General features: G+C 72.0%; 23 protein-coding genes. 13 read left to right on the forward strand and 10 right to left on the reverse strand.

Annotated elements, in window-relative coordinates:
* Positions 1 to 32 precede the first annotated feature (32 nt).
* Both BLW32_RS13275 and BLW32_RS13280 read left to right on the forward strand, forming a co-directional pair.
* Positions 33 to 716 carry a DUF4253 domain-containing protein gene (locus BLW32_RS13275; protein ID WP_068741876.1) on the forward strand — a complete coding sequence of 228 codons (684 nt, stop codon included), beginning with the start codon at positions 33 to 35 and terminating at the stop codon, positions 714 to 716.
* Between the two features lie 50 nt (positions 717 to 766).
* A complete protein-coding gene (locus BLW32_RS13280; protein WP_068741875.1) occupies positions 767 to 1,330 on the forward strand; it encodes a dihydrofolate reductase family protein in 564 nt (187 codons plus the stop codon).
* On the opposite strand, the gene BLW32_RS13285 is transcribed toward BLW32_RS13280, so the two are convergent.
* On the reverse strand, positions 1,309 to 1,902 hold the full coding sequence (locus tag BLW32_RS13285) for a TetR/AcrR family transcriptional regulator (RefSeq protein WP_068741874.1): 594 nt from the start codon (positions 1,900 to 1,902) through the stop codon (positions 1,309 to 1,311). The two genes, BLW32_RS13280 and BLW32_RS13285, sit on opposite strands and share 22 nt — an antisense overlap.
* Before the next feature lie 87 nt (positions 1,903 to 1,989).
* Between BLW32_RS13285 and BLW32_RS13290 the strand changes: the two genes are divergently transcribed.
* Positions 1,990 to 3,468, forward strand: a complete 1,479-nt coding sequence (locus BLW32_RS13290; protein WP_068741873.1) for a flavin-containing monooxygenase — start codon at positions 1,990 to 1,992, stop codon at positions 3,466 to 3,468.
* Positions 3,469 to 3,494: 26 nt separating this feature from the next.
* Complete coding sequence (locus BLW32_RS13295; protein ID WP_068525696.1) at positions 3,495 to 4,364, forward strand: short-chain dehydrogenase/reductase; 870 nt, start codon at positions 3,495 to 3,497, stop codon at positions 4,362 to 4,364.
* 10 nt (positions 4,365 to 4,374) lie between these two features.
* Here the strand turns inward: BLW32_RS13295 and BLW32_RS13300 are convergent, their stop codons facing one another.
* Both BLW32_RS13300 and arsB read right to left on the reverse strand, forming a co-directional pair.
* Positions 4,375 to 4,785, reverse strand: coding sequence for an arsenate-mycothiol transferase ArsC (locus BLW32_RS13300; RefSeq protein WP_068741872.1), 411 nt, complete (start codon positions 4,783 to 4,785; stop codon positions 4,375 to 4,377).
* Positions 4,782 to 5,855: an ACR3 family arsenite efflux transporter gene (gene arsB / locus BLW32_RS13305; RefSeq protein WP_068742310.1), complete on the reverse strand. Its 1,074-nt coding sequence runs from the start codon at positions 5,853 to 5,855 to the stop codon at positions 4,782 to 4,784. Before arsB ends, BLW32_RS13300 begins: the two co-directional genes overlap by 4 nt.
* A gap of 92 nt (positions 5,856 to 5,947) precedes the next feature.
* Here arsB and BLW32_RS13310 point away from each other — a divergent pair, with 92 nt between their 5' ends.
* A complete protein-coding gene (locus BLW32_RS13310) occupies positions 5,948 to 6,301 on the forward strand; it encodes an Rv2640c family ArsR-like transcriptional regulator (protein ID WP_068741871.1) in 354 nt (117 codons plus the stop codon).
* A gap of 25 nt (positions 6,302 to 6,326) precedes the next feature.
* Here the strand turns inward: BLW32_RS13310 and BLW32_RS13315 are convergent, their stop codons facing one another.
* On the reverse strand, positions 6,327 to 6,596 hold the full coding sequence (locus tag BLW32_RS13315) for a DUF7218 family protein (RefSeq protein WP_068525699.1): 270 nt from the start codon (positions 6,594 to 6,596) through the stop codon (positions 6,327 to 6,329).
* Positions 6,597 to 6,668: 72 nt separating this feature from the next.
* Here BLW32_RS13315 and BLW32_RS13320 point away from each other — a divergent pair, with 72 nt between their 5' ends.
* Both BLW32_RS13320 and BLW32_RS13325 read left to right on the forward strand, forming a co-directional pair.
* The gene (locus BLW32_RS13320) at positions 6,669 to 7,421 is read left to right on the forward strand and encodes a DUF998 domain-containing protein (protein ID WP_068741870.1); all 753 of its coding nucleotides are present in this window, start codon (positions 6,669 to 6,671) and stop codon (positions 7,419 to 7,421) included.
* A 50-nt stretch (positions 7,422 to 7,471) separates the two neighbouring features.
* Positions 7,472 to 8,128 carry an MBL fold metallo-hydrolase gene (locus BLW32_RS13325; RefSeq protein ID WP_068741869.1) on the forward strand — a complete coding sequence of 219 codons (657 nt, stop codon included), beginning with the start codon at positions 7,472 to 7,474 and terminating at the stop codon, positions 8,126 to 8,128.
* A 24-nt stretch (positions 8,129 to 8,152) separates the two neighbouring features.
* On the opposite strand, the gene BLW32_RS13330 is transcribed toward BLW32_RS13325, so the two are convergent.
* The 4 genes from BLW32_RS13330 to BLW32_RS13345 all read right to left on the reverse strand — a co-directional run bounded on the left by BLW32_RS13330 (position 8,153) and on the right by BLW32_RS13345 (position 12,140).
* Entirely contained in the window at positions 8,153 to 8,440 is a 288-nt protein-coding gene (locus tag BLW32_RS13330; protein ID WP_068525702.1) for a DUF1905 domain-containing protein, read from the reverse strand.
* A 12-nt stretch (positions 8,441 to 8,452) separates the two neighbouring features.
* On the reverse strand, positions 8,453 to 9,157 hold the full coding sequence (locus BLW32_RS13335; RefSeq protein WP_068741868.1) for an LGFP repeat-containing protein: 705 nt from the start codon (positions 9,155 to 9,157) through the stop codon (positions 8,453 to 8,455).
* Between the two features lie 96 nt (positions 9,158 to 9,253).
* Entirely contained in the window at positions 9,254 to 10,813 is a 1,560-nt protein-coding gene (locus BLW32_RS13340) for a 5-oxoprolinase subunit B/C family protein (protein WP_068741867.1), read from the reverse strand.
* Entirely contained in the window at positions 10,800 to 12,140 is a 1,341-nt protein-coding gene (locus BLW32_RS13345) for an MFS transporter (RefSeq protein ID WP_068741866.1), read from the reverse strand. The genes BLW32_RS13340 and BLW32_RS13345 overlap by 14 nt, the downstream gene beginning before the upstream one ends.
* Before the next feature lie 133 nt (positions 12,141 to 12,273).
* On the opposite strand from BLW32_RS13345, the gene BLW32_RS13350 reads away from it, so the two are divergent.
* The 3 genes from BLW32_RS13350 to BLW32_RS13360 are packed head-to-tail and all read left to right on the forward strand — an operon-like array spanning position 12,274 to position 14,781.
* On the forward strand, positions 12,274 to 12,936 hold the full coding sequence (locus BLW32_RS13350) for a GntR family transcriptional regulator (protein WP_068525705.1): 663 nt from the start codon (positions 12,274 to 12,276) through the stop codon (positions 12,934 to 12,936).
* A 41-nt stretch (positions 12,937 to 12,977) separates the two neighbouring features.
* Positions 12,978 to 13,889, forward strand: coding sequence for an SMP-30/gluconolactonase/LRE family protein (locus BLW32_RS13355; RefSeq protein WP_068741865.1), 912 nt, complete (start codon positions 12,978 to 12,980; stop codon positions 13,887 to 13,889).
* Between the two features lie 13 nt (positions 13,890 to 13,902).
* Positions 13,903 to 14,781, forward strand: a complete 879-nt coding sequence (locus BLW32_RS13360; RefSeq protein ID WP_068741864.1) for a 3-hydroxyacyl-CoA dehydrogenase family protein — start codon at positions 13,903 to 13,905, stop codon at positions 14,779 to 14,781.
* On the opposite strand, the gene BLW32_RS13365 is transcribed toward BLW32_RS13360, so the two are convergent.
* Together BLW32_RS13365 and BLW32_RS13370 are read right to left on the reverse strand one after the other, a co-directional pair.
* The gene (locus BLW32_RS13365) at positions 14,768 to 15,394 is read right to left on the reverse strand and encodes a LysE family translocator (RefSeq protein ID WP_068741863.1); all 627 of its coding nucleotides are present in this window, start codon (positions 15,392 to 15,394) and stop codon (positions 14,768 to 14,770) included. The genes BLW32_RS13360 and BLW32_RS13365 overlap by 14 nt on opposite strands.
* Positions 15,395 to 15,445: 51 nt before the next feature.
* Positions 15,446 to 16,408 carry an AraC family transcriptional regulator gene (locus BLW32_RS13370; RefSeq protein ID WP_170181049.1) on the reverse strand — a complete coding sequence of 321 codons (963 nt, stop codon included), beginning with the start codon at positions 16,406 to 16,408 and terminating at the stop codon, positions 15,446 to 15,448.
* Between the two features lie 189 nt (positions 16,409 to 16,597).
* Between BLW32_RS13370 and BLW32_RS13375 the strand changes: the two genes are divergently transcribed.
* Genes BLW32_RS13375 through BLW32_RS13385 form a run of 3 tightly spaced genes read left to right on the forward strand, consistent with a single transcriptional unit; the run spans position 16,598 to position 20,587 of the window.
* The gene (locus BLW32_RS13375) at positions 16,598 to 17,401 is read left to right on the forward strand and encodes an SDR family oxidoreductase (protein ID WP_068742309.1); all 804 of its coding nucleotides are present in this window, start codon (positions 16,598 to 16,600) and stop codon (positions 17,399 to 17,401) included.
* Positions 17,402 to 17,414: 13 nt separating this feature from the next.
* Positions 17,415 to 18,986 carry a flavin-containing monooxygenase gene (locus tag BLW32_RS13380; RefSeq protein WP_068741861.1) on the forward strand — a complete coding sequence of 524 codons (1,572 nt, stop codon included), beginning with the start codon at positions 17,415 to 17,417 and terminating at the stop codon, positions 18,984 to 18,986.
* The gene (locus tag BLW32_RS13385) at positions 18,983 to 20,587 is read left to right on the forward strand and encodes a phytoene desaturase family protein (protein ID WP_068742308.1); all 1,605 of its coding nucleotides are present in this window, start codon (positions 18,983 to 18,985) and stop codon (positions 20,585 to 20,587) included. The genes BLW32_RS13380 and BLW32_RS13385 overlap by 4 nt, the downstream gene beginning before the upstream one ends.
* The last annotated feature ends 67 nt before the right edge of the window (positions 20,588 to 20,654 follow it).

Here is a 20,654-nt window from a genome sequence, read left to right on the forward strand (position 1 = left end):
TCGGCGGTGTCACGCTGCCACCCGGGCGCCAGGTGCAGAACGCCGACGGCGTCGCCGTCGCCTGGCTCGGAACCGACGTACTCAGCGAGCATCGCTTGACCGGACTGATCCGAGATCTCACAGGCGCGTTCTCCCGCACGGGCCTGTGGCCGATGAGGATTCCGACGCAATACCGAAGCAGCAGCACCCTCGAACCTCCGTGGCCGGATACGGGACCGCCTCTATCCCTGACCGCGGTCCCGACAGCGCAGGCCGTGTACGAGCGCCTCTGCCGCGACCACGCGCGCTATAGCGCCGACCTCGAGCCGATGGTGCCACCGGTGACGTCTCTGGCGCGACGTCAGCCGGGTCCGGAGCTGACGCCGAGCCGACTTCGGATCGCTCAGGGCGGTGGACTCCTCCTGGTCCCCGTCGCGCGCCCCGCCGACGTACCCGCAGCCCTGGGCTGGCTGGGTGCGACCAATTCTCAGCTCACCGGGGCCGACATCACCGCGGTTCTCCGATCATGGGAAGACCGATTCGAAGCCGTACTGGTGTCGATCGGGTGGGACACGCTCGAGGTGCAGATTGGGAATCGCCCCGAAACCACGCAGCAGCGCGGCAAGCTGGTCTCCGAGCACTACTGGATCTGCCCCGACAACTTCGCAGCATCCGTGCCCGAGACCTACAGCCAAGGCCTGTCCACGTGGGACCGGTGGTCGTTCTGGTGGGACTAGCACCTGGCGATCGTTGACGGATCGGCCGACGCGAGACGAGTGTTAGCGTCGTGCCCTCATTGATCTACCCGACGAACGTCTCCCTTGACGGTTACATCGAGGATGACGAAGGTCGCTTCGACTGGCTTCCCGGCGACGACGACGTCTTCGCCGCACACACCGCGTTGATGCGATCCGCCGGCACTCTCCTGTACGGCCGGCGCCTCTACGAGATGATGTCCGTCTGGGAGACCGACCCGTCTCTGGCCGGGCGCTCCCCTGCCGCAGCCGACTTCGCGGCCGCATGGCGAGCGGCGGCGAAGGTCGTCTACTCCACGAGCCTGACGACACCGTCGACCGCGAACACCCGGATCGAGCGCGCCTTCGACCGCGATCACGTCCGTGCCCTCAAGGCCGCCTCCGACCGCGACCTCCTCCTCGGCGGCGCCGATCTCGCCGCCCAGGCGCTCGCCGCAGGCCTCATCGACGAGGTCCAGCTGTACGTCCTGCCGCTCGCCGTCGGCGGCGGGAAACCGGGGCTCCCGACGGGCATCCGTGTCGACCTCGAACTCCTCGACCATCGACGCTTCGACAGCGGCGTCGTTCTCCTTCGTTACTCCCCCAGCAGCCGCTGAACGAAGACCGCCACGACATCGGTCGACACCGTCGGATCGGTGGCGCGTTGCATGCCCAGCCCCAGGATCAGGCTGAACAGGCCCAGCGCCAGCGTCTCCGCATCCACCGGCAGCTCGAGCCCGTGGGCCGCCTCGAGCTCCTCGACGAGTGCCGTCGTGGCGGCGCGGATGCGTTCGTAGCGCGACGCCGTCGCCGTCATCAGCGCGCCGTCCGCGGCGCTGGTGGCCGAGACCGCCATTTCGAGCCGGAACCACGCCCGGTCCCCCACGATGGTGCGGCCCCAGGCGTCGAGGGAGTCGATCACCGCGGCGAGACCGTCGGCCCGCGCGGCCTCCGCCAGGGCCAGCACCCGCGCCGTCTCCTGCTCGTAGAGGCCGTCGATGACCGCCGTGCCCAGGCTGACCTTGTTGGCGAAGTTCGAGTAGACGGCGCCGCGGGTGAAGCCCGCATGCGCCGCGACGGCCTCGAGTGAGGTCGCGGTGAACCCGTCGCGAAGGAACAGTTCCGTCGCCGAGGCGACGATCAGTGCCCGCGTGCGCGATTGGGCGTCCGCCCTCGACAACCGTTGCATCCGGCCATCCTATCGGGATACAGTCTGTTTTCGAATACTCATCGTATCTGAAATGAGGCGGCACCCGTGCCCGATACACCGCTCCCCGTGGTCCCCCACCATGAGATCGTCATCGTCGGCGCCGGGTTCTCCGGCCTCGGCACCGCGATCGCCCTGGCCCGGGCGGGATTCGACGACGTCCTCCTCGTCGACGATGCGGCCGGCCCCGGCGGCACCTGGCACTGGAACACCTACCCCGGCGTCGCCGTCGACATCCCGTCGTTCAGCTACCAGTTCTCCTTCGCCCAGCGATCGACGTGGTCGCGGAGCTACGCGCCAGGCCGGGAACTGCGCGCGTACGCGGAGCAGATCGTCGACGAGTACGGCCTCGCCCCTCGGCTCCGCTTCGGCACGCGCGTGCACTCCGCGTCGTTCGACGGTGCCGCCGCCCGCTGGACGATCACGACCAGCACCGGTGAGATCACGGCGCGATGGCTCATCCACGCGGGCGGGCCGCTGAGCCAGCCGAAGCTCCCGGACATCGACGGCATCGACTCCTTCGAGGGCGAGACGATGCACACGAGCCGGTGGGATCACGACGTCACCACGGCTGGGAAGCGCGTGGGCATCATCGGCACGGGCGCCACGGCGGTGCAGGTCATCCCCGAGATCGCCGCCGGCACCGAACAGCTCACCGTCTTCCAGCGCACGCCGATCTGGTGTCTGCCCAAGCCCGACTTCCCGCTCGGCAGCGTGGGCCGCGCAGGTCTGGCCGCGATCCCGGGCGTACGGCAGGCCGCGCGGCTCGCCAGCCAGGCGTTCGTCGAGGCGACGTTCCCGGTGCTCGCCCACTTCCACAAGTGGATTCCGGGCACCGACGTCCTCGAGGTCGCGGCCCGCAACTACATCCGGGCACAGGTCTCTGATCCGGTCACCCGGGACAAGCTGACGCCGACGTACGCCCTCGGCTGCAAGCGCCCGAGCTTCCACAACTCCTACCTCGCGACCTTCAACCGCGCCAACGTCGCGCTGGAGACCACGTCGATCGAGGCGATCACGCCCACCGGGATCCGCACGACGGACGGCACCGAGCACCTCCTCGACGTGCTGATCCTCGCCACGGGCTTCAAGGTCACCGACCGGGACGCCCTCCCTACCTACCGCCTCACGGCCGCCGACGGGACCGACCTCGCCGAACACTGGGAGGCCGGGCGGTTCCACTCGTACCAGGGCGTCGCGACCGCGGGCTTCCCGAACTTCTTCACGGTGTTCGGCCCGTACGGCTACAACGGGTCCTCGTTCTTCACGCTGGTCGAGAACAGCGCCGCCCACATCGTCCGGGTCCTCGACGAAGCGCGCCGCCGCGACGCGACGACCGCCGAGGTCACGTCGACCGCGCAGGAGTCCTACATGGAGTCGATCCTCGCGCGCCGCCCGCTGCAGGTGTTCTCGGATCCCAGCTGCGCCGGCGCCAACAGCTACTACTTCACCCAGCAGGGCGACGTCCCGTTCCGGGCGTCCACCACGCTCGAAGCGGCCTGGCAGAGCCGCCGGTTCCCCCTCACCGCCTACGCCTTCGCGGGCTGACATCCCACGATTAAGGAGCCCCCACCATGAACCTCGACCTCGCCGGCCGGACCGTCGTCATCACGGGAGCCGCGCGCGGCATCGGCCTCGGCACCGCGAAGGCCGCCGCCGCCCGCGGCGCGCGGGTCGCCGTGCTCGACCTCCGCCAGGACGACGTCGCCGCGGCCGCCGCCGAGATCGGCGATGGCGCCATCGGCCTCGCCGCCGACGTCACCGACCGGGACGCCCTCGCCGACGCGTTCACCGCCGTCGCCGACCGGTTCGGAGCGATCGACGTCGTGGTCGCCAACGCCGGCATCGCCCCGCGCGGCGCCACCGTGCAGGGCATGGCCCCCGAGGAGTTCGACCGGGTCCTCGCGGTCAACCTGCACGGCGTCTACAACACCGTCCTCGCCGCGATGCCGCACGTCCTCAAGAACAACGGCCACCTGCTGCTCACGTCGTCGGTCTACGCCTTCGTCAACGGTGTCGGCGTCTCCCCGTACGCGGTGGCGAAGGCGGGCGTCGAGCAGCTCGGCCGCGCGCTCCGCGTCGAGCTCGCGCCCTACGGCGCGACCGCAGGCGTCGTGTACTACGGCTTCGTCGACACCCACATGGTCAAGGTCGGCTTCGACGAGGACCCACTCGCCTCCGCGGTGACCGACCTCCTGCCGTCGTTCCTGACCGCCCGGATCACGCCGGAGCAGGCGGGCGAGAGCACCGTCCGCGGGATCGAGCGCCGCGCCGCGCGCACGATCGCGCCCGCACGCTGGACCGGCTACAGCCTCCTGCGCGGCCTCGTCAATCCCGCCCTCGACGTGGTCACCGCCGTCCACCGGCCCGTCGTCGAACTGGTGCGCGCCCTCGACGCTCGCTCCCTCGCCGAGCGCGAGTCGGTGCCGGCCCGGGCGGAGTGACGACGAAGTTCTACCGTCGCCGGGTGAGTTCCTCCGCCAGCACTGCCACCCGCGCGGCGATGTCGTCACGCACCAGGCGCATCCGCTCGATCCCATCGATGCCGCGGTCGGAGGGCTCGTCGGTGATCCACCGTTCGCACGGGAGGCCTTCGGGGACATCCAGGTGCGCCTCCGCTCCCACGATGACCACTCGGTCCATCCGCGCCAGCAGGGACGGATCGACCGGCGTGGGCGTCTCGGCCGTGATGTCGACGCCGACCTCGCCGAGCGCCTCGGCCGACAGGGCGTTGACGGCGTCGCCCGGCCGGGTTCCGGCCGAGTGGACGTCGACGGTGCCTCCGGCGCGCTGCCGCAGTAGTGCGGCGGCCATCTGCGACTTGCCCGCGTTCTTCACGCAGACGAACAGGACGGACGGGTTCATGCGGCGGACCCCTCGGCGGTGAAGCGGCGCCGCAGCGCCAGCGAGACGTAGACCAGTGCGACGAGGACGGGGACCTCGATCAGGGGACCGACGACGCCGGCCAGGGCCTGCCCCGACGCGGCTCCGTACGTGGCGATCGCGACGGCGATCGCGAGCTCGAAGTTGTTGCCCGCCGCGGTGAAAGCGAGCGTCGTGGTGCGCTCGTAGCCGAGGCCGAGGGCCGCGCCGAGGAGGTATCCGCCGCCCCACATGACGGCGAAGTACACCAGTAGCGGCAGAGCGATCCGGGCCACGTCCCACGGCCGCGACGCGATCTGCTCCCCTTGCAGGGCGAACAGCACGACGATGGTGAACAGCAGACCGTAGAGGGCCCATGGCCCGACGCGGGGCAGAAGAGTCGACTCGTACCACTCACGCCCCTTCGCCCGCTCCCCGATCCGGCGGGACAGGTAGCCGGCGGCCAGCGGAAGCCCCAGGAACACGGCGACCGACGTGGCGATCTGCCAGGGCGAGGTGTCGATGGTCGTGCGCTCGAGACCGAGCCACCCGGGGAGGACCGAGAGGTAGAACCAGCCGAGGACCGCGAACATCAGCACCTGGAAGACCGAGTTGAGGGCCACGAGCACGGCGGCGGCCTCCCGGTCGCCGCAGGCGAGGTCGTTCCAGATGATCACCATGGCGATGCAGCGGGCGAGGCCGACGATGATCAGCCCCGTGCGGTACTCGGGGAGATCCGGCAGCAGGATCCAGGCGAGCGCGAACATCAGCGCCGGGCCCACGATCCAGTTCAGCAGGAGCGAGCCGAGGAGGAGCCGCCGATCCCCGGTGACGGCGTCGAGACGGTCGTAGCGGACCTTGGCGAGCACGGGGTACATCATGATGAGCAGGCCCACCGCGATGGGCAGCGAGACGCCGGCGACCTGCACCGCCTCCAGCGCGGTGCCCAGGCCGGGCACGGACCGGCCGAGCAGCAGCCCGACCACCATCGCGACACCGATCCACACCGGCAGGAATCGATCGAGCGTCGACAGCTTTCCCACGACAGGGCTGCCGGTCGACGGTGCGATCACGACGGGAACCTCCACGAGCCGGTGCGATACGGGCGAACCAGTTCTACGCGACCTCTTCGACATATGTCAACGAGGTGCCTAGCATCGGCGCCATGCCCAAGGCTCTGCCCGTGATCGACATGTCGGATCCGGTGTGTTGCACCCCCATGGCCGCTGCACCGGCGGACGATGCCACCGCCCTGGACGTCGCGATGCGGCTCAAGGCTCTCGCTGATCCGGTCCGAGTGAAACTGATGTCGTTGCTGTTCACGTGCGGCGAACCGTGCACCACCGGATCTCTTGCGGCCGCGGTCGATCTCGCCGAATCGACGGTCAGCCATCACCTCGGCCAGCTGCGAACAGCCGGCTTCGTCACCTCCGAACGACAGGGCATGAGCGTGCACCACACGCCCCGCCGCGAGGCGCTCACCGCGCTCTGCCGGGTGCTCGACCCCGACTGCTGCTGACCGCGCGGCGCTCGCCGCGTGCCGGTCAGTGGTTTCTGAGCTCGTCGATCAGCGCGGCTTTACGCTTCGAGGAGTACCCGGTCAGGCCGAGTTCCTTGGCGCGGGACCTGAGCTCGTCGACGGTCCACTCGTCGTAAGCGCGGGAGTGACCACCGGCGGCGCCCACCGCGGATCGGCCGCGCTTCGCCGCGGCGTTCGCGATCCGCGCCGCCTTCTCCTTCGAGTCCCCCTTGTCGCGGAGCTCTTCGTACAGTTCACCGTCCTTCACAGACGGCCCCGGGGTCTTCTTCGCCATGTTTCCGACCGTACGCCGCGAGCGAGATGCACACCACAGCGTGCAACGGCGCCCGTCGCGTAGAAATAATGAATGCAGCTAAAGACCTCGGCCCTGCCCTCGATCCATCCTGGGGCGTCCCTGACCGGGCGCCGGAGGGTCCTCGCCGGGACGCTGCTCATCGCGACGGTCGCGTACTTCCTCGCCGAACTCGTCGTCGCCCGACAGTGGCCCCGGACCTACAGCTGGACGAACAACATGATCAGCGACCTGGGGGTGCCGGAGTGCCTCGGCGACCTCAGTCGCGACGGCGGACTCGCGGTGACCGACAGATTCGTCTGCTCCCCGTGGCACCCACTCATGAACACGGCGTTCGTTCTCGTGGGCGCACTCGGCGTCGCAGCTGCCGTGGCGGTTCGCCCACTGCTTCCCCGCCACTGGGACCGGGCCGCCGTCGCACTGGCGGCGATCAACGGTGTCGCCCTCGCGTGTGTCGGCCTCTTCCCCGGCAGCGCCGGGGAGTTCCCGGACGGGCCTCGGGCGCGCATCGTCGTGCATCCGATCGCGGCGTACGTCGAGCACGTGAGCGGGATGGCGCTGATGGGACTCGCCGGCCTGCTGCTGATCCGGTCCCGCCCGCGGCTCGCGGCTCTCACCGCCGTCTGCATCGCGGTCTCCGGGGTGGCCGCGCTGGTCATCCCGTTCGCGAACCCGCTCGGCGCGGGCGGAACCGAACGAGCCGCGATCGATCCTTTCCTCTGGTGGCGCTGCGGCCTGGGCGTGGCACTGCTGGTGGTCGCGCACCGGGCGCATCGGCCACGGACCGTCGAGGCGGCCTTGACCTGAAGCATTGTTCAGGTCATAGCGTCGGAAACACCCCGACGAGAGGACATCCGATGCTCACCACGATCCGGCGCGACCTGCTCGAGACCCCGACGTACTCGCCGTTCCCGGGCCTGACCACGCATGCGTACCTGTGGACTCCCCCGACCGGCGGCAACGTCCTGTTCTACTCCCCCGGCGACGCCGCGGACTTCGACGCCCTCGCCGAGCGCGGCGGCGTCGCCCACCAGTACCTCAGCCACCAGGACGAGGCCGGCCCGATGCTGGGCGCGATCGCCGAACGCTTCGGCCCCGTCCTGCACGCGCCGGAGGGCGACCTCGCGGGCATCGCGGAGCACGCCGTGCCGGGCGTCCTGCTCGACGACCGGGCCGTCGACGGTAACGGCGTCGAGGCCATTCCGACCCCCGGCCACACGCCCGGGAGCACGTCCTTCCTCGTCACCGGCGCCGACGGTGCGCGCTACCTGTTCACGGGCGACACGCTCTACCGCGGCGCCGACGGGCGCTGGAACGCCGGCTACCTCCCCGGCATGAGCGACGGCGAGCAGCTGCTCGCGAGCCTGCGGGTGCTCGGCGACCTGGAGCCCGACCTCGTCGCCTCCAGCGCCTTCGCGGGCGAGAACGGCGCACACGCGGTCGACCCGGCGGACTGGCGGCGCACCGTCGCCGAGACGGCCGAGCGGCTCGCGACGGGCGTCCTCGCCCGCTGACGTGTCAGCCGGACGCCGGAGAGGTCAGTTGAGGCGGTCCGTGAGGTGCACCTCGACCTCGTCGCCGTCGGTCTTGCCGATGCGGCGGCGGATCGCCGCGGCGACGGGCAACTTGTGCGTTCCGTCGCCCAGTGCCATGAACGACGAGGTGAAGGGCACGCCGTCGACGGTGCCGGCGACCTTGACCAGGCCGCGGGTGCCGAAGATCTCTGCGGAGCCCGGCAGCTGCACGCACGTCCAGGTATCGCCCTCGCGCACCTTGCCGAGGACGGCGGAGAAGGTGATGTCGATCGGTCCCGCGGTATCGGCCATGGCTGCGCCCTCCTAGATTCCGGCCGGGACGACCTTGCCGTTGACGGTCACCTCGACCTTGCCGGTCTGCGGGTTGAAGGTGATCTTCCCGTGCTCGAAGGTGGTCTGCTTCACCGCACCCGCGGTGGTCTCGTCGCTGGTCACTGCGCCCAGCGGCCCGGCGGAGCCGTTCTTGCCGTCCGGCGAGGGCTTGCCGTCGGGGCTGCGCTCGATGTTCCAGGCGTCCCGGATCCGGCCCCAGGTGATGTAGGCGGGTGTGCCGACGTCGCCGTTCTTCGCCGTGATGACGCCGCCCTTGAACTGCTGGAAGATCACGCCGCTCTCCCGCGTTCCCGCGTTGTGGTCGCCGGTGAGCACCACCCCCAGGGCGGTGCGCTGCGCCTGCGTCGCGGCGGAGTACTTCGCGGCGATCGGGCCGGTGAGCGTGACGTCGCTGCCGTTGGCGCCCTTCACCTTGACACCGCCGGCAGGCATCGCCGCGGAGGATCCCGCCGGCCGGGACGCGGAGACCGACGCGGACGACGGAGCGGTCGCCGACGACGCAGCAGTGGACGAGCCCGCGGCGCCCCCGGCCGAAGCGTCGGCCGCCGAGGTCACGGCCGACGTGGCCGCCGCCCCCTCACCCGAGTCGCCGTTCCCACATCCCGCGACGACCAGGGATGCGGCCGTCAGGCCTGCGACGACGCCGATGATCCGCCGAGCTGCGATCTTCCTCATGGGTCCTTCCGGTGGTGCTCCGAGTCGACCGAGCGGCCGTTCGGACACCGCTCGTTCCCCGACGTAACCACATCCGGGCGCCGCGGACCGGCGCTTTCACGCACCTCCCGGTGGCCCTGCCGTCGCCGCGAACCGCACGGGCGACCCGAGCGGCAGTTGCGCCAGCAGGTCCAGGTGGTGCTCCGCGACGACGGCGAGCACGGGATACCCGCCCGTCGTCGGGTGATCGACGACGAAGACGACCGGCTCCCCGGACGGTGGGATCTGGATCGCGCCGGGCACCAGCGCCTGGCTCTGCACCTCACCGTCGGCGCGCGCGAGCGGCTGACCCGCGAGCCGCACGCCGACGCGGTCGCTGTTCGGCGTCACCTCCCACTGTTCGTCGAGCAGGTGCGCCCAGGCGCCGTCGGGGAAGACCTCCGCGTCGGGCCCGGGCAGCACGTCGAGCACCGTCGGAGAGCTCCCGTCCGGCACTGCGGCGACGGCCTCGGGCTCGGCGACGACGGTCCGCGGCGCGCGCCCGACGGGCAGGACGTCACCGGCGGCGATCGGGGCGGGTCCGAGGTGGGCGAGGGTGTCGGTACTGCGGCTGCCCAGCACGGGCGGCACGTCGATCCCGCCGCGCACCGCGATCACGACGCGCAGGCCCGCGGTCGCCGGGCCGATCTCGAGGAGGTCGCCGTCGTCGAGGGCGAACGGGCGCCCCCGCTCGACGGTGCGCCAGCGCCCGTCCGGCGACTCCACGACGAGGGGCGCGTCGGCGCCGGTCACGGCGAGCACCTGCGCCCCCGCCGCCACGAGCTCCATTCCGCCCCCGGCGTTCTCGATGCCGGCGACGCCGGCATCGTTGCCGACGAGCCGGTTGGCCTGGCGCAACGCACCGCGGTCGGCGGCGCCGGACCGGGTGACGCCGATCGCCGCGCGGCCGGGTCGGCCGAGGTCCTCGACGAGGCTCTGCAAGCCCGTCTCCCGCACGAGGAGGCCGCGCTCCGGGCGCGCGGTCGCTCCGCTCGGCGGCGGGGCGGTCGGCACGGCGAGGCGCTCGCGGACGGCGGTGAACCGCACCCGCGTGCCGGGCACGAGCAGCGCGGGCGGGTCGCGGTCGAGCGACCAGAGTTCGGCGTCCGTGCGGCCGATGAGCTGCCACCCGCCCGGCGAGGTGCGCGGGTAGACCGCGCTGCACTCCCCCGCGAGCCCGACGGCCCCGGCGGGGACCCGGACGCGCGGCGATGCCCGCCGCGCGATCTCGGGCCCGGCGTCGGCCGACCGGAGGTACGCGAATCCGGGGGCGAACCCGAGGAAGCCCACGTGCCACGCGCGGTCGGTGTGCATCCGCACGACGCCGGCCTCGTCGGTGCCGAGTTGCTCGGCGACGGCGCGCAGGTCCTCACCGTCGTAGACGACGCCGATCTCGACGAGCGGGCCGTCGGCGGCGACCGGTTCCGGCGGCGCCATCGCCCCGAGCACGCGTTCGGCTTCTGTGGCGGAATCGGCCCCGTCGAACAGGACGGTGACGGACTCGCCCCCGGCGACGAGCTCCCGCTGGCCCGGCAAGGGCTCGGCCGCCAGGTGGCCCCGGAGCGCCTCGACGGTGCCGGGGTCCACCCGGACCCGGACGGCGCGAGCGCCGAGGCGGCGGACGTCAGTGGGGAACATCGACACCGTCCGGGGCGTCGGCGAGCAGCTCCAGCTCCTCCTCGGGGGCCGGGTCGCGGCCGATGACCATGCCGGCGACGGTCGCGACGGCGGCGACGGCGACGTACGCCGCGATGATCACCCAGGAGTCGGTCCAGCGGAAGAGCACGGTGAAGATGAGCGGCGCCATGCCGCCGCCCACGACACCGGCGAAGGTGTACGCCAGCGAGCTGCCTGCGTAGCGCAGGCGGGCGGGGAACTGCTCGGTGATGAAGGCCGCCTGCGGTCCGTACATGAGGGCGTGCAGCGACATGCCGACGACCACGCCGACGGTCAGCAGCACCCGGCTGCCGGACTGGATCATGAGGAACAGCACGGGGACCCACGCGGCGGTGAGCGCCGCGCCGATGCCGTAGACCAGGCGCCGGTTGAAGCGGTCCGTGAGCGAGCCCGCCAGCGGCATGACGAAGACCTGCACCGCGGATCCGGTCAGCACCGCCGTCAGCACGTGGCTCGTCGGGAAGTCCAGTTCCTTGGTGGCGTAGCTGGCGAGGAAGACGGTGAGCAGCGAGTACAGGACGTCGGGGCAGATGCGCGAGAGCGCGGCGGCGAGCAGCGCGCGCGGGTGCCCGCGGAGCACCTCCGAGATCGGAGCTTTGGGCTGCTCCGCGCGCTCGGCGATGGCCTGGAATACGGGGGTCTCCTCCAGTCGCAGGCGGATGAGGAGACCGAAGACCACGAGGACGGCCGAGAGCAGGAAACCGATGCGCCAGCCCCAGTCGCGGAAGGCGTCCTCGGTGAGCAGCGCTGCGACGAGCGCGAGCACGCCGTTCGCCATGAGATTGCCGACCGGCACGCCGATCTGCGCCGCGGACGCCCAGAATCCGCGCTTACGCGGATCGCCGAACTCGCTGGAGAGCAGCACCGCGCCGCCCCACTCGCCGCCGACGCCGACGCCCTGCGCGAAGCGCAGCAACACGAGGATCGTCGGCGCGATCACGCCGATCGTGCCGTAGCTCGGGAGCACGCCGATGAGCACCGTGGCGACGCCGATGAGCAGGAGCGTCGCGACGAGGACGTTCTTGCGGCCGATGCGGTCGCCGAGGCGGCCGAAGACGACGCCGCCGATCGGGCGCGCGAAGTAGCCGACGGCGAACGTCGAGAAGGACAGCAGGAGCCCGATGAACGGGTCCTCCGCGGGGAAGAAGACGTGCGGGAAGACGAGCGCGGAGGCGACGGAGTACAGGGCGAAGTCGTAGTACTCGAGGGAGGTACCGGTGAGGCTGGCGATGTACGCCTTGACGGCGCCCTTCTGGGCGGCACTGGGCTCCGGCGAAGTGGTGGACATGGGTGGGTCTCTTCTCGGTCGAGCGATCGGGCTCTGATGTGATCCACACCATAAACGATTGTTGAACAATCTGTCACTAGTCGGGGGTCGATTTGTTGAACAAAAATCCGCTTCGCTCCGTAGGATCGTCCGCGTGAGCACCGGACGGCAACGCGGCCACGCCGCGACGGAGGCGACCGACGACCTGCGGCGCGCCATCGTCGAGGGTGCACTGCGGCCGGGCGACCCGCTGCGCGAGGAGCGCCTGGCGGCGGAGCTCGGGGTCTCTCGGAACACCCTCCGCGAGGCCATGCGCACCCTGGCCCACGAGGGCCTGATCGTCCACGAGGCCAACCGCGGCGCCCGGGTCACCGCGCCCACCCGGGCGTCAGTGCGGGACATCTACCTGGTCCGGCGCACCGTCGAGCCGCCCGCGCTGCGCGCCGCGGGGCCCGAGCACCCCGGGACCGTCCGGATGCGCGACGCCGTCGCCACGGCGCAGGCTGCGGCGCGGCGCGGCGACTGGCAGGCGGTGGGCACCGCCGACCTGGAGTTCCACCGCGCGATCGTCGGGCTCAGCGACAGCCCCCGGCTCGACGCCGTCCTCGACTCGATCCTCGCCGAGTTGCGCCTCGCCTTCGGCGCGATCGCGGACCCCGAGTTCCTGCACGCGCCGTTCCTCGACGACAACGTGACGATCCTCGAGACCTTCCTCGGCGGCCGCGGCGACGAGGCGGCGACGCTGCTCGAGGAGTACCTCCTCCGCTCGGAGGAGACGCTGTTCGGCGCACAGCCGGTCTCGAAGATCACATCGTGAGGAGCGGCCCCTTCGAGGGTTCCACCCGTAGAATAAGTTCCATGTTCGAAGGACTTTTGGCGCTCGGGATCCGCAACGGAACGATCGTCCGCGTCTCCCTCCCCGGCGGCGCGGTCGAGACCGTGTACACCGACGAGGCCGGGGCCTCGCCCGACGGCGTCCTCGTGGAGGACGGGCGGATCTTCTGGACCACGATGGGGCGTCCCGTCCGCGATCCGGAGCGCACCGGCGAGGCGGGCCTGGACTACTCGGCCCGCACGGGCGGCGTGCATTCGATCCGGACCGACGGCACCGACCGGCGCGACCTCGTGGCACCGGGCGCGATGACCACCGGGAAGCAGCTCGCGTCCGACGGTGCCGGCCGCCTCTACTGGGGCGATCGCGAGGGCTGTCGGGTGAGTTCCGTCCGGACCGACGGCACCGGCCTGCACGACCTCGTCGTCAACTCCCCCGAGCCCGACCGCCTCGCCGAGTGCGTCGGCGTCGCGGTCGACCCCGCGCGCCGCTACCTGTACTGGACGCAGAAGGGACCCGCGAAGGGCGGCCGCGGACGGATCCTCCGCGCCGGCCTCGACCTCCCGCCCGGGGCGACACCGGAGGACCGCGACGACATCGAGACGCTGTGGGACGGACTGCCCGAGCCGATCGACCTGGAGATCGTGGGCGACACCCTCTACTGGACCGACCGGGGCGCCGCCCCCGACGGGAACTCGCTCAACCGGGCTCCGCTCCCGGCGGCCGGCGGCCGTGGGGGCGCGCCCGAGATCCTGGCGCGCGGCTTCGACGAGGCGATCGGCCTGGCCGTCGACGCCACCGCGGGACTCGCCTACGTCTCCGACCTCGGTGGACGTATCTGGCGCGCGCCGCTCGACGGCCGCGCCCCGGAGATCCTCGTCGACCTCGGCACGCTCGTATCCGGCATCGTCGGCCTCCCCGCCACCGACCCGCACTGAGAACGGAGTCGCCATGCCCCTCCCCTTCACGTTCGACGACGTCCGCCGCCGTCCGGTCGCCGTGGTCGGCGCCGGCACCCTCGGCCGCCGGATCGCGCTGATGTTCGCGACCCGCGGCGGCGACGTCCGCGTCCACGACCCGAATCCCGACCAGGCGCGCGCCGCAGTGGACTACGTGGCCGACACGCTGCCCGAGATCCTCGCCCGGCGCGGGTCGGGTGAGGCGGGGCGGGCCATCGCGGCCGACGACCTCGCCGCCGCGCTCGACGGTGCCTGGCTCGTCGTCGAGGCGGTGCCGGAGCGGCTCGACATCAAGATCCCGCTGTGGGGCGAGATCGCCCGCGCCGCACCGTTCGACGCGATCCTCACGACGAATTCCTCGTCGTACGCCTCGCGGCTGATGAGCGAGAACATCCGCGACCGGACCCGCTTCTGCAACCTGCACTTCTACATGCCTCCGGCCGCCAACGCGGCCGACGTGATGTCCGACGGCGAGACGGCCCGCGAGGTCATCGACACCCTGCTCACCGTGCTGCCCGAGTTCGATGTGCACCCGTTCGAGGCCCGCCGCGAGAGCACGGGCTTCATCTTCAACCGCGTGTGGGCGGCGATCAAGCGCGAGTCGCTGGCCGTCGTCGCGGAGGGCGTCGCGCGGCCGGAGGACGTGGACGGCATGTTCCGGCTCAACTGGCACATGCCCGCGGGGCCGTTCCAGATGATGGACCGTGTCGGCCTGGACGTCGTGCTCGACATCGAGGACCACTACGCCGCCGAGAACCCGCACCTGCCCGAGGGGCCGCGGCGCCTGCTCCACGAGTACGTCGACGCCGGCAGGCTCGGTGTGAAGACCGGCGAGGGCTTCTACCGCTACCCGCCCGCTAGCGCTCCGTGACCAGTTTCGCGCCGAAGCCGATGAGCGCGACCCCGGCGACGCCGTCCAGCATCCGGCGGGTGCGCGGGGTCCGCATCCACCGGGTGACGGTGCCCGCGGCCGCGATCAGGACGCCGCAGTAGACCGCCGTCAGCGCGATGTAGACACCGCCGAGGGCCAGCGTCGTCCAGGTCACCGAGTAGCCGCTGGGCACGAAGCCGGGGAGCAGGCTGACGAACAACACGCCGATCTTCGGGTTCAGCATGTCGGTGAGGAAGCCCGCGGTGAACCCGCCGGTGCGCCACGAGGACTCGACCGGCGGCGCGGGCTCCTCCCCCAGGGCCGAGCCGCGCACCACGGCGCGCAGCGACTGGACGCCCATGGAGATCAGGTAGGCGGCGCCGAGCACCTTGAGCGCGGTGTACCCGTACTCGCTGGCCTTGAGCATCGCCGAGATGCCGAGGACGGCCGCGACGACCCACACCACGAGGCCGCTGAGCACACCGAGACTCGTGCGCAGGCCGGCGCCCCGGCCGCCCTGCACCACGCCGCGGACGACGACGAGGGTGTCGGGGCCGGGCAGCACGACGAGGAGCGTGGAGGCGGCGGCGAACGAGAGCAGGGCGACGAGCATTCGATGATCTAAGCAGGCGCCGCGGGTTACGCGGAAGTCACCTGCGGGGCGTCACACCGCGGTCGTGGCTGTCTCGCTCGGCGACTCCCCGAAGCGCGCCCGATAGTCGACGGCGAACCTGCCGAGGTGGGTGAGCCCCACGCTGAGCGCGACGTCGGTGACGGTACGGCCCGGATGCATCGCGTCGAGCAGCCGGGCGCGCGCCGCGAGCAGCCGCCGCTCCTTGACCACCGCGGTCGGCGTCGATTCGAGCTCGGAGCGGCACGCCTCACGGAGGGCCCGAACGCTGACCCGCAGGCGCTCCGCGAGCCATCCCGGCCCGAGCGGGTCGGCGAGGTGGTCGTCGATGAGCGTGACCATCCGCGAGCCGAGCGTGGCCGCCCCGTCCGCCGCCGCCGCCAACGCGGCACTGTAGTTGTGGGGCTGCACGTCGAGCAGCTGGTTGACGACCCCGCGGGCCAGGTACTCGGAGCAGTCCGCACCGCCGACGGAGGACGCACCGCGGAGCGCCTCGTCGCCGAGGAACCGGACCATCCGGACCCAGGAGGCCACGTCCGGCCGACGCAGGTCCATGCCGACGTCGAACCGCAGGGGCGTGGTGATCTCGCGGCCGAGGCGCCGCATGAGCTCCCGGTCGACGGTGCTGCGCCGCAGCCGCACGCACAGCTGCGGATTGCCGCGCTGCCAGGTCATCGACGTCGGCGATGTCGGCGACAGGACGGTGGCCAGGTGCGGCGAGGACTGGACGCGCGTCGCGCCGTGTTCCACGACCGCCCGGCCCGCGAGAGGGATCTGCACCAGGTAGAAGGTGGCCAGCGGGCCGGGCCGGATCTGGACCGGCTCGCCGTAGTCGAGGTGCACGAGGCCCATCGAGCCGACGGTGTCGATGCGCAGCCTCATGTCGATGGCGTGGGCGCGCCCCACCGGGTCGAGCCGGTGGTCGCAGAAGAAGTCGGCAACCCGCGCCCGGGCGAGGTCGACGTCCCGCGTCCGGAGGACCGTCGGTGCGGTCACGTGCACCTCCCTGTGGCGTGGATCACTCCCCCATCATGTGCTGCATTCCTGCCTGTCGTCAAGCAGGCGCGATACCGCGATCTGGATAGCGCCCGCGTCGGAGCGGATAGCAGCGCTATGACCTGCATCACTACCGTCCCGATCGACCGGCGCCTCCGCGGCGCCACGGAACCGACGCGAGGTGGAGGCATGACGGGAAATCTGGACGGGCGTACAGCGATCGTGACGGGTGGAGCGACCCTGGTGGGGCACGGCGTGGTGGAGGCGCTGCACGCGGAGGGCGCCACGGTGATCGTCGCCGACATCGACGCCGACGGTGCCCATGCGATCGCCGACCGGCTCGGCGACCGCGTGACCGCACGGACCACCGACATCACCGACGATGCGCAGGTCGCGGACCTGGTCGCCGGAGCCGTCCGCGAGCACGGCGGGCTCGACATCGTCGTGAACCTCGCCTGCACGTACCTCGACGACGGTGCCGACACCGCCCGCGCCGACTGGCTCACGGCCTTCGATGTCAACGTCGCGAGCGCCGTGCGCGTGGCGGCGGCGGCGCGGCCCGCGCTCGCCGCGAGCGGCCACGGCTCCGTCGTGAACTTCACGTCGATCTCGAGTTCGGTGGCGCAGACCGGCCGCTGGGTCTACCCCGCCTGCAAGGCGGCGCTGGTCCAGATCACCCGGTCGATGGCCATGGATTATGCCGCCGAGCGGATCCGCGTGAACTCGGTCAGCCCCGGCTGGGTCTGGTCGAAGATCATGGACACCGTCTCCGAACACGACCGCGCGCACACCGACGGCGTCGCCGCTCCCTTCCACCTCACCGGCCGCGTCGCGGACCCGATCGAGGTCGGCCGCGTGGTCGCCTTCCTGTGCTCCGACGCCGCGTCCGTGGTGACCGGCGCCGATTGGGCCGCCGACGGCGGCTACTCCGCGATGGGGCCCGAGCAGGCCGCCCCCGCGATCCCCCTGTTGGCCCCCGCGGGCACCGAGTAGGAGAAGAACAGCCATGCGTATCGCCGTGATCGGAGCCGGCTTCGCCGGAGTCTCCGCAGCCAAGGTCCTCACCCAGTTCGGCCACGACGTCACCGTCTACGAGAAGGCCCCCGACATCGGCGGCGTCTGGAGCGCGTCCCGCCGCTACCCCGGCCTGCGCACGCAGAACAACAAGGGCACCTACTGCCTGTCCGACCTCCCGATGCCGCGGCACTACCCGCAGTGGCTCGAGGGAGCGCAGGTCCAGGAGTACCTCGACGCGTACGTCGACCGGTTCGGGCTGCGCGACCGGTTCCGGGTCTCCACCACCGTCATCTCCGCCACCCTGTCCGAGCCCGACGGTGCGCCGTCGGGCGACGTGACGGCGGATCCGGCGCTGCGACCGGTGATCTGGTCGGTGACCGCCGAGGGCCCGGAGGGCGTGAGCACCGAGGACTACGACTACCTCGTCGGCGCCAACGGCATCTTCTCGGCACCGTCGATCCCCGCGTGGCCGGGCCGGGACGCCTTCGAGGCCGCGGGCGGCCGGGTCTGCGCCCCCGGCGACGTGCACGCGCTCGACGAGGTCACCGGCCGCGACGTGCTCGTCGTCGGCTACGGCAAGTCGGCCTGCGACGTCGCCTCCGCCATCGCGCCCGTCACCGCCAGCGCCACGGTCATCGCGCGGAAGCTGCTGTGGAAGATGCCGCGCCACCTCGGCGGCGCCGTCAACTACAAGTTCCTCATGCTCACCCGCCTCGGCGAGGCGCTGTTCGAGTACCAGCGCCTGCGGGGCGTCGAGGCCTTCCTCCACGGCGCCGGCAAGCCCGTCCGCAACAGCATGCTCGCGAGCCTGCAGGCGGTCGCGACGAAGCAACTCAAACTCAAGCAGCACGGGCTGGTCCCGGACGGCGACTTCGAGAGGATCGCGCGCAGCACCGTGAGCCTCGTCAGCGAGGGCTTCTTCGAGGCGGTCCAGGACGGCTCCCTCGCGGTGCGCCGCGACACGGAGATCACCGAGCTGTTGGTCGAGGACGGCCGCCCGGCGGCGCGCCTGTCGGACGGGTCGACGGTGCCGGCCGAGGTGGTCATCGCGGCGACCGGCTGGCGGCAGGACGTGCCCTTCCTGGACGCCGACGTGCAGGCCCGGCTCACCGACGTGAACGGTGACTTCGAGCTGTACCGGTTCATCCTCCCGCACGAGGTCCCCGGCCTGGCCTTCGTCGGCTACAACTCCTCCTTCTTCTCGCCCCTGTCGGCGGAGATGGCCTCGCTCTACGTCGCGCACGTGCTCGACGGCGCCGCCGAGCTGCCGCCGGTGCCGGACCGCCGCGAGCAGGTGTCGGCGCGGCTGCACTGGATGCGCGGACGCACCGAGGGCCACCACGCCCGGGGCACCAACCTGATCCCGTTCTCGATGCACAACATCGACGAGATCATCGAGGAGATGGGCCTGCGCCTCCCCCGCCGCCAGCGGGTGCGCGAGTGGCTGCTCCCGCCGAAGCCCGCGGACTACCGGTGGGTGACGCGGCGACTGCTCGCCCGCCGCCCCCGCCCCGTCGCGCCCGCACCTCGGTCCGGAGCCGGCTCGAGGCGCGTCGCGTGACGGCCGACGTCATCGTCATCGGCTCCGGGATCAACGGCCTCGTCGCCGCGGCCGAGCTCGCGGGCTCCGGCCGGTCGGTGTGCCTCGTCGAGAAGGCCGACCGGCTCGGCGGCTTCCTCGCGAGCGACGAGCTGACCCTTCCGGGCTTCCTGCACGACACGTACTCGTCGTGGCACCCGCTGTTCGTGACGGGAGGCGCCTACGCGACGCTCGGCGAGGACCTGCACCGCCACGGGCTGGAGTATGCGAACGCGGACGACGCCGTCACCGGTTCCGTGTCCGGCGACGGCCGCGCGGTGGTCGCGCACCGGGACCCGGCGCGCACCGTCGAGCAGTTCTCCGAGCCGGACCGGGCCGCCTACCTCGCGATGCTCGACCGGATCGGCGGCGACCTCGACGTCATCGGCGGCCTCCTCGGCAACGAGACGCGCGCCCCGGGCGTGCTGGGCCACGCGGCGACGATGCTGCGCCGCGGCCTGGCCCGCACCGAGGGGTGGGTCCGCGACGCCGCCACCAGTGGGCGACGCTGGGGCCGAAGGACGTTCAAGGGCACCGAGGTGGATCAGCTCTGGGCGCCCTGGCTCTTGCACGCGGGCCTCTCCCCTGACAGCGCCTCGGGAGGGCTCATGATCCCCGTCTTCGCGGCGACGATGCACGGCGCCGGCCTACCGGTGGCCGTGGGCGGTCAGCGGGCCTTCCTCGACGCCTTCGCGTCGCTGCTCGCCGAGCGGGGCGTCGAGGTTCTGACCGGTGCGCCGGTGGACCGGATCCTGGTCGAGGGCGGCCGCGCCGCGGGCGTGATGGTCGCCGGGCGCCGCGTCGACGCCCGGCAGGCCGTCCTCGCTTCGGTCACCCCGACGGCGCTGTACTGCGACCTGTTGCCGGAATCCGCCGTCCCTGAGGCGGTCCGCGCCGAGGCGCGCGGCTACCAGTACGGCCGCGCGGCCATGCAGGTGCACGTCGCGCTCGATGCGCCGCTCCAGTGGTCGGACGCCGCGCTCGACGGCGCGCCGCTCGTGCACCTCACCACGGGGTCGGACTCGGTCGGCATCGCGTGCGCGCAGGCCGAAGCCGGGCTGCTGCCGGCCCGCCCCACGGTCGTCGTGGGCCAGCAGGCCCTGATCGACCCGAGCCGGGTGCCCGCAGGGCGCGGCATGCTGTGGCTGCAACTGCAGGAAGTGCCCTTCGCCCCGGTGGGCGACGCGGCGGGCGAGCTCGACACGTCCGAGGGCTGGACCGATGACCTGGTCGCCGGCTACGTGGACCGGGTCCTGGGCCTGGTGGAGGAGGCGGCGCCCGGCACCCGTGACACCGTCCTCGCGGTCAGCGCGATCAGCCCCGTCGACCTGGCCGCGGCGAATCCCAACGCGATGCAGGGCGATCCCTACTGCGGCGCGGCGGAACTCGACCAGAACATCTTCTGGCGCCCCGGGCCGCTCACCGCGCGGCACCGCACCGCGGTCGACGGGCTGTGGCACATCGGCGCCGCCACCCACCCGGGGCCGGGCCTCGGCGGCGGCTCCGGTCACCTCGTCGCACAGGAACTCCTCAAATGCGACGACGGTGCCCTCACCCGCGTCCGGCGGCTCCTCGGCCGCTGAGACCTCCGACGGCGAAGGGGCGAACCGGTTCACCGGTTCGCCCCTTCCTTCGTGTCCCCGGGGGACG

This window comes from Tsukamurella tyrosinosolvens, assembly GCF_900104775.1.
GTDB lineage: Bacteria > Actinomycetota > Actinomycetes > Mycobacteriales > Mycobacteriaceae > Tsukamurella > Tsukamurella tyrosinosolvens.

Excerpts from the sequence above, each read along its gene's own strand:
- BLW32_RS13285 (WP_068741874.1), bottom strand. The coding sequence starts at position 1,902 with ATGCAACGGTTGTCGAGGGCGGACGCCCAATCGCGCACGCGGGCACTG.
- BLW32_RS13310 (WP_068741871.1), top strand. The coding sequence starts at position 5,948 with ATGCCCAAGGCTCTGCCCGTGATCGACATGTCGGATCCGGTGTGTTGC.
- BLW32_RS13375 (WP_068742309.1), top strand. The coding sequence starts at position 16,598 with ATGACGGGAAATCTGGACGGGCGTACAGCGATCGTGACGGGTGGAGCG.
- BLW32_RS13330 (WP_068525702.1), bottom strand. The coding sequence starts at position 8,440 with ATGGCCGATACCGCGGGACCGATCGACATCACCTTCTCCGCCGTCCTC.
- BLW32_RS13355 (WP_068741865.1), top strand. The coding sequence starts at position 12,978 with ATGTTCGAAGGACTTTTGGCGCTCGGGATCCGCAACGGAACGATCGTC.
- BLW32_RS13295 (WP_068525696.1), top strand. The coding sequence starts at position 3,495 with ATGAACCTCGACCTCGCCGGCCGGACCGTCGTCATCACGGGAGCCGCG.
- BLW32_RS13335 (WP_068741868.1), bottom strand. The coding sequence starts at position 9,157 with ATGAGGAAGATCGCAGCTCGGCGGATCATCGGCGTCGTCGCAGGCCTG.
- BLW32_RS13345 (WP_068741866.1), bottom strand. The coding sequence starts at position 12,140 with ATGTCCACCACTTCGCCGGAGCCCAGTGCCGCCCAGAAGGGCGCCGTC.
- BLW32_RS13320 (WP_068741870.1), top strand. The coding sequence starts at position 6,669 with ATGCAGCTAAAGACCTCGGCCCTGCCCTCGATCCATCCTGGGGCGTCC.
- BLW32_RS13360 (WP_068741864.1), top strand. The coding sequence starts at position 13,903 with ATGCCCCTCCCCTTCACGTTCGACGACGTCCGCCGCCGTCCGGTCGCC.
- BLW32_RS13315 (WP_068525699.1), bottom strand. The coding sequence starts at position 6,596 with ATGGCGAAGAAGACCCCGGGGCCGTCTGTGAAGGACGGTGAACTGTAC.
- BLW32_RS13380 (WP_068741861.1), top strand. The coding sequence starts at position 17,415 with ATGCGTATCGCCGTGATCGGAGCCGGCTTCGCCGGAGTCTCCGCAGCC.
- BLW32_RS13340 (WP_068741867.1), bottom strand. The coding sequence starts at position 10,813 with ATGTTCCCCACTGACGTCCGCCGCCTCGGCGCTCGCGCCGTCCGGGTC.
- BLW32_RS13300 (WP_068741872.1), bottom strand. The coding sequence starts at position 4,785 with ATGAACCCGTCCGTCCTGTTCGTCTGCGTGAAGAACGCGGGCAAGTCG.
- BLW32_RS13325 (WP_068741869.1), top strand. The coding sequence starts at position 7,472 with ATGCTCACCACGATCCGGCGCGACCTGCTCGAGACCCCGACGTACTCG.
- BLW32_RS13365 (WP_068741863.1), bottom strand. The coding sequence starts at position 15,394 with ATGCTCGTCGCCCTGCTCTCGTTCGCCGCCGCCTCCACGCTCCTCGTC.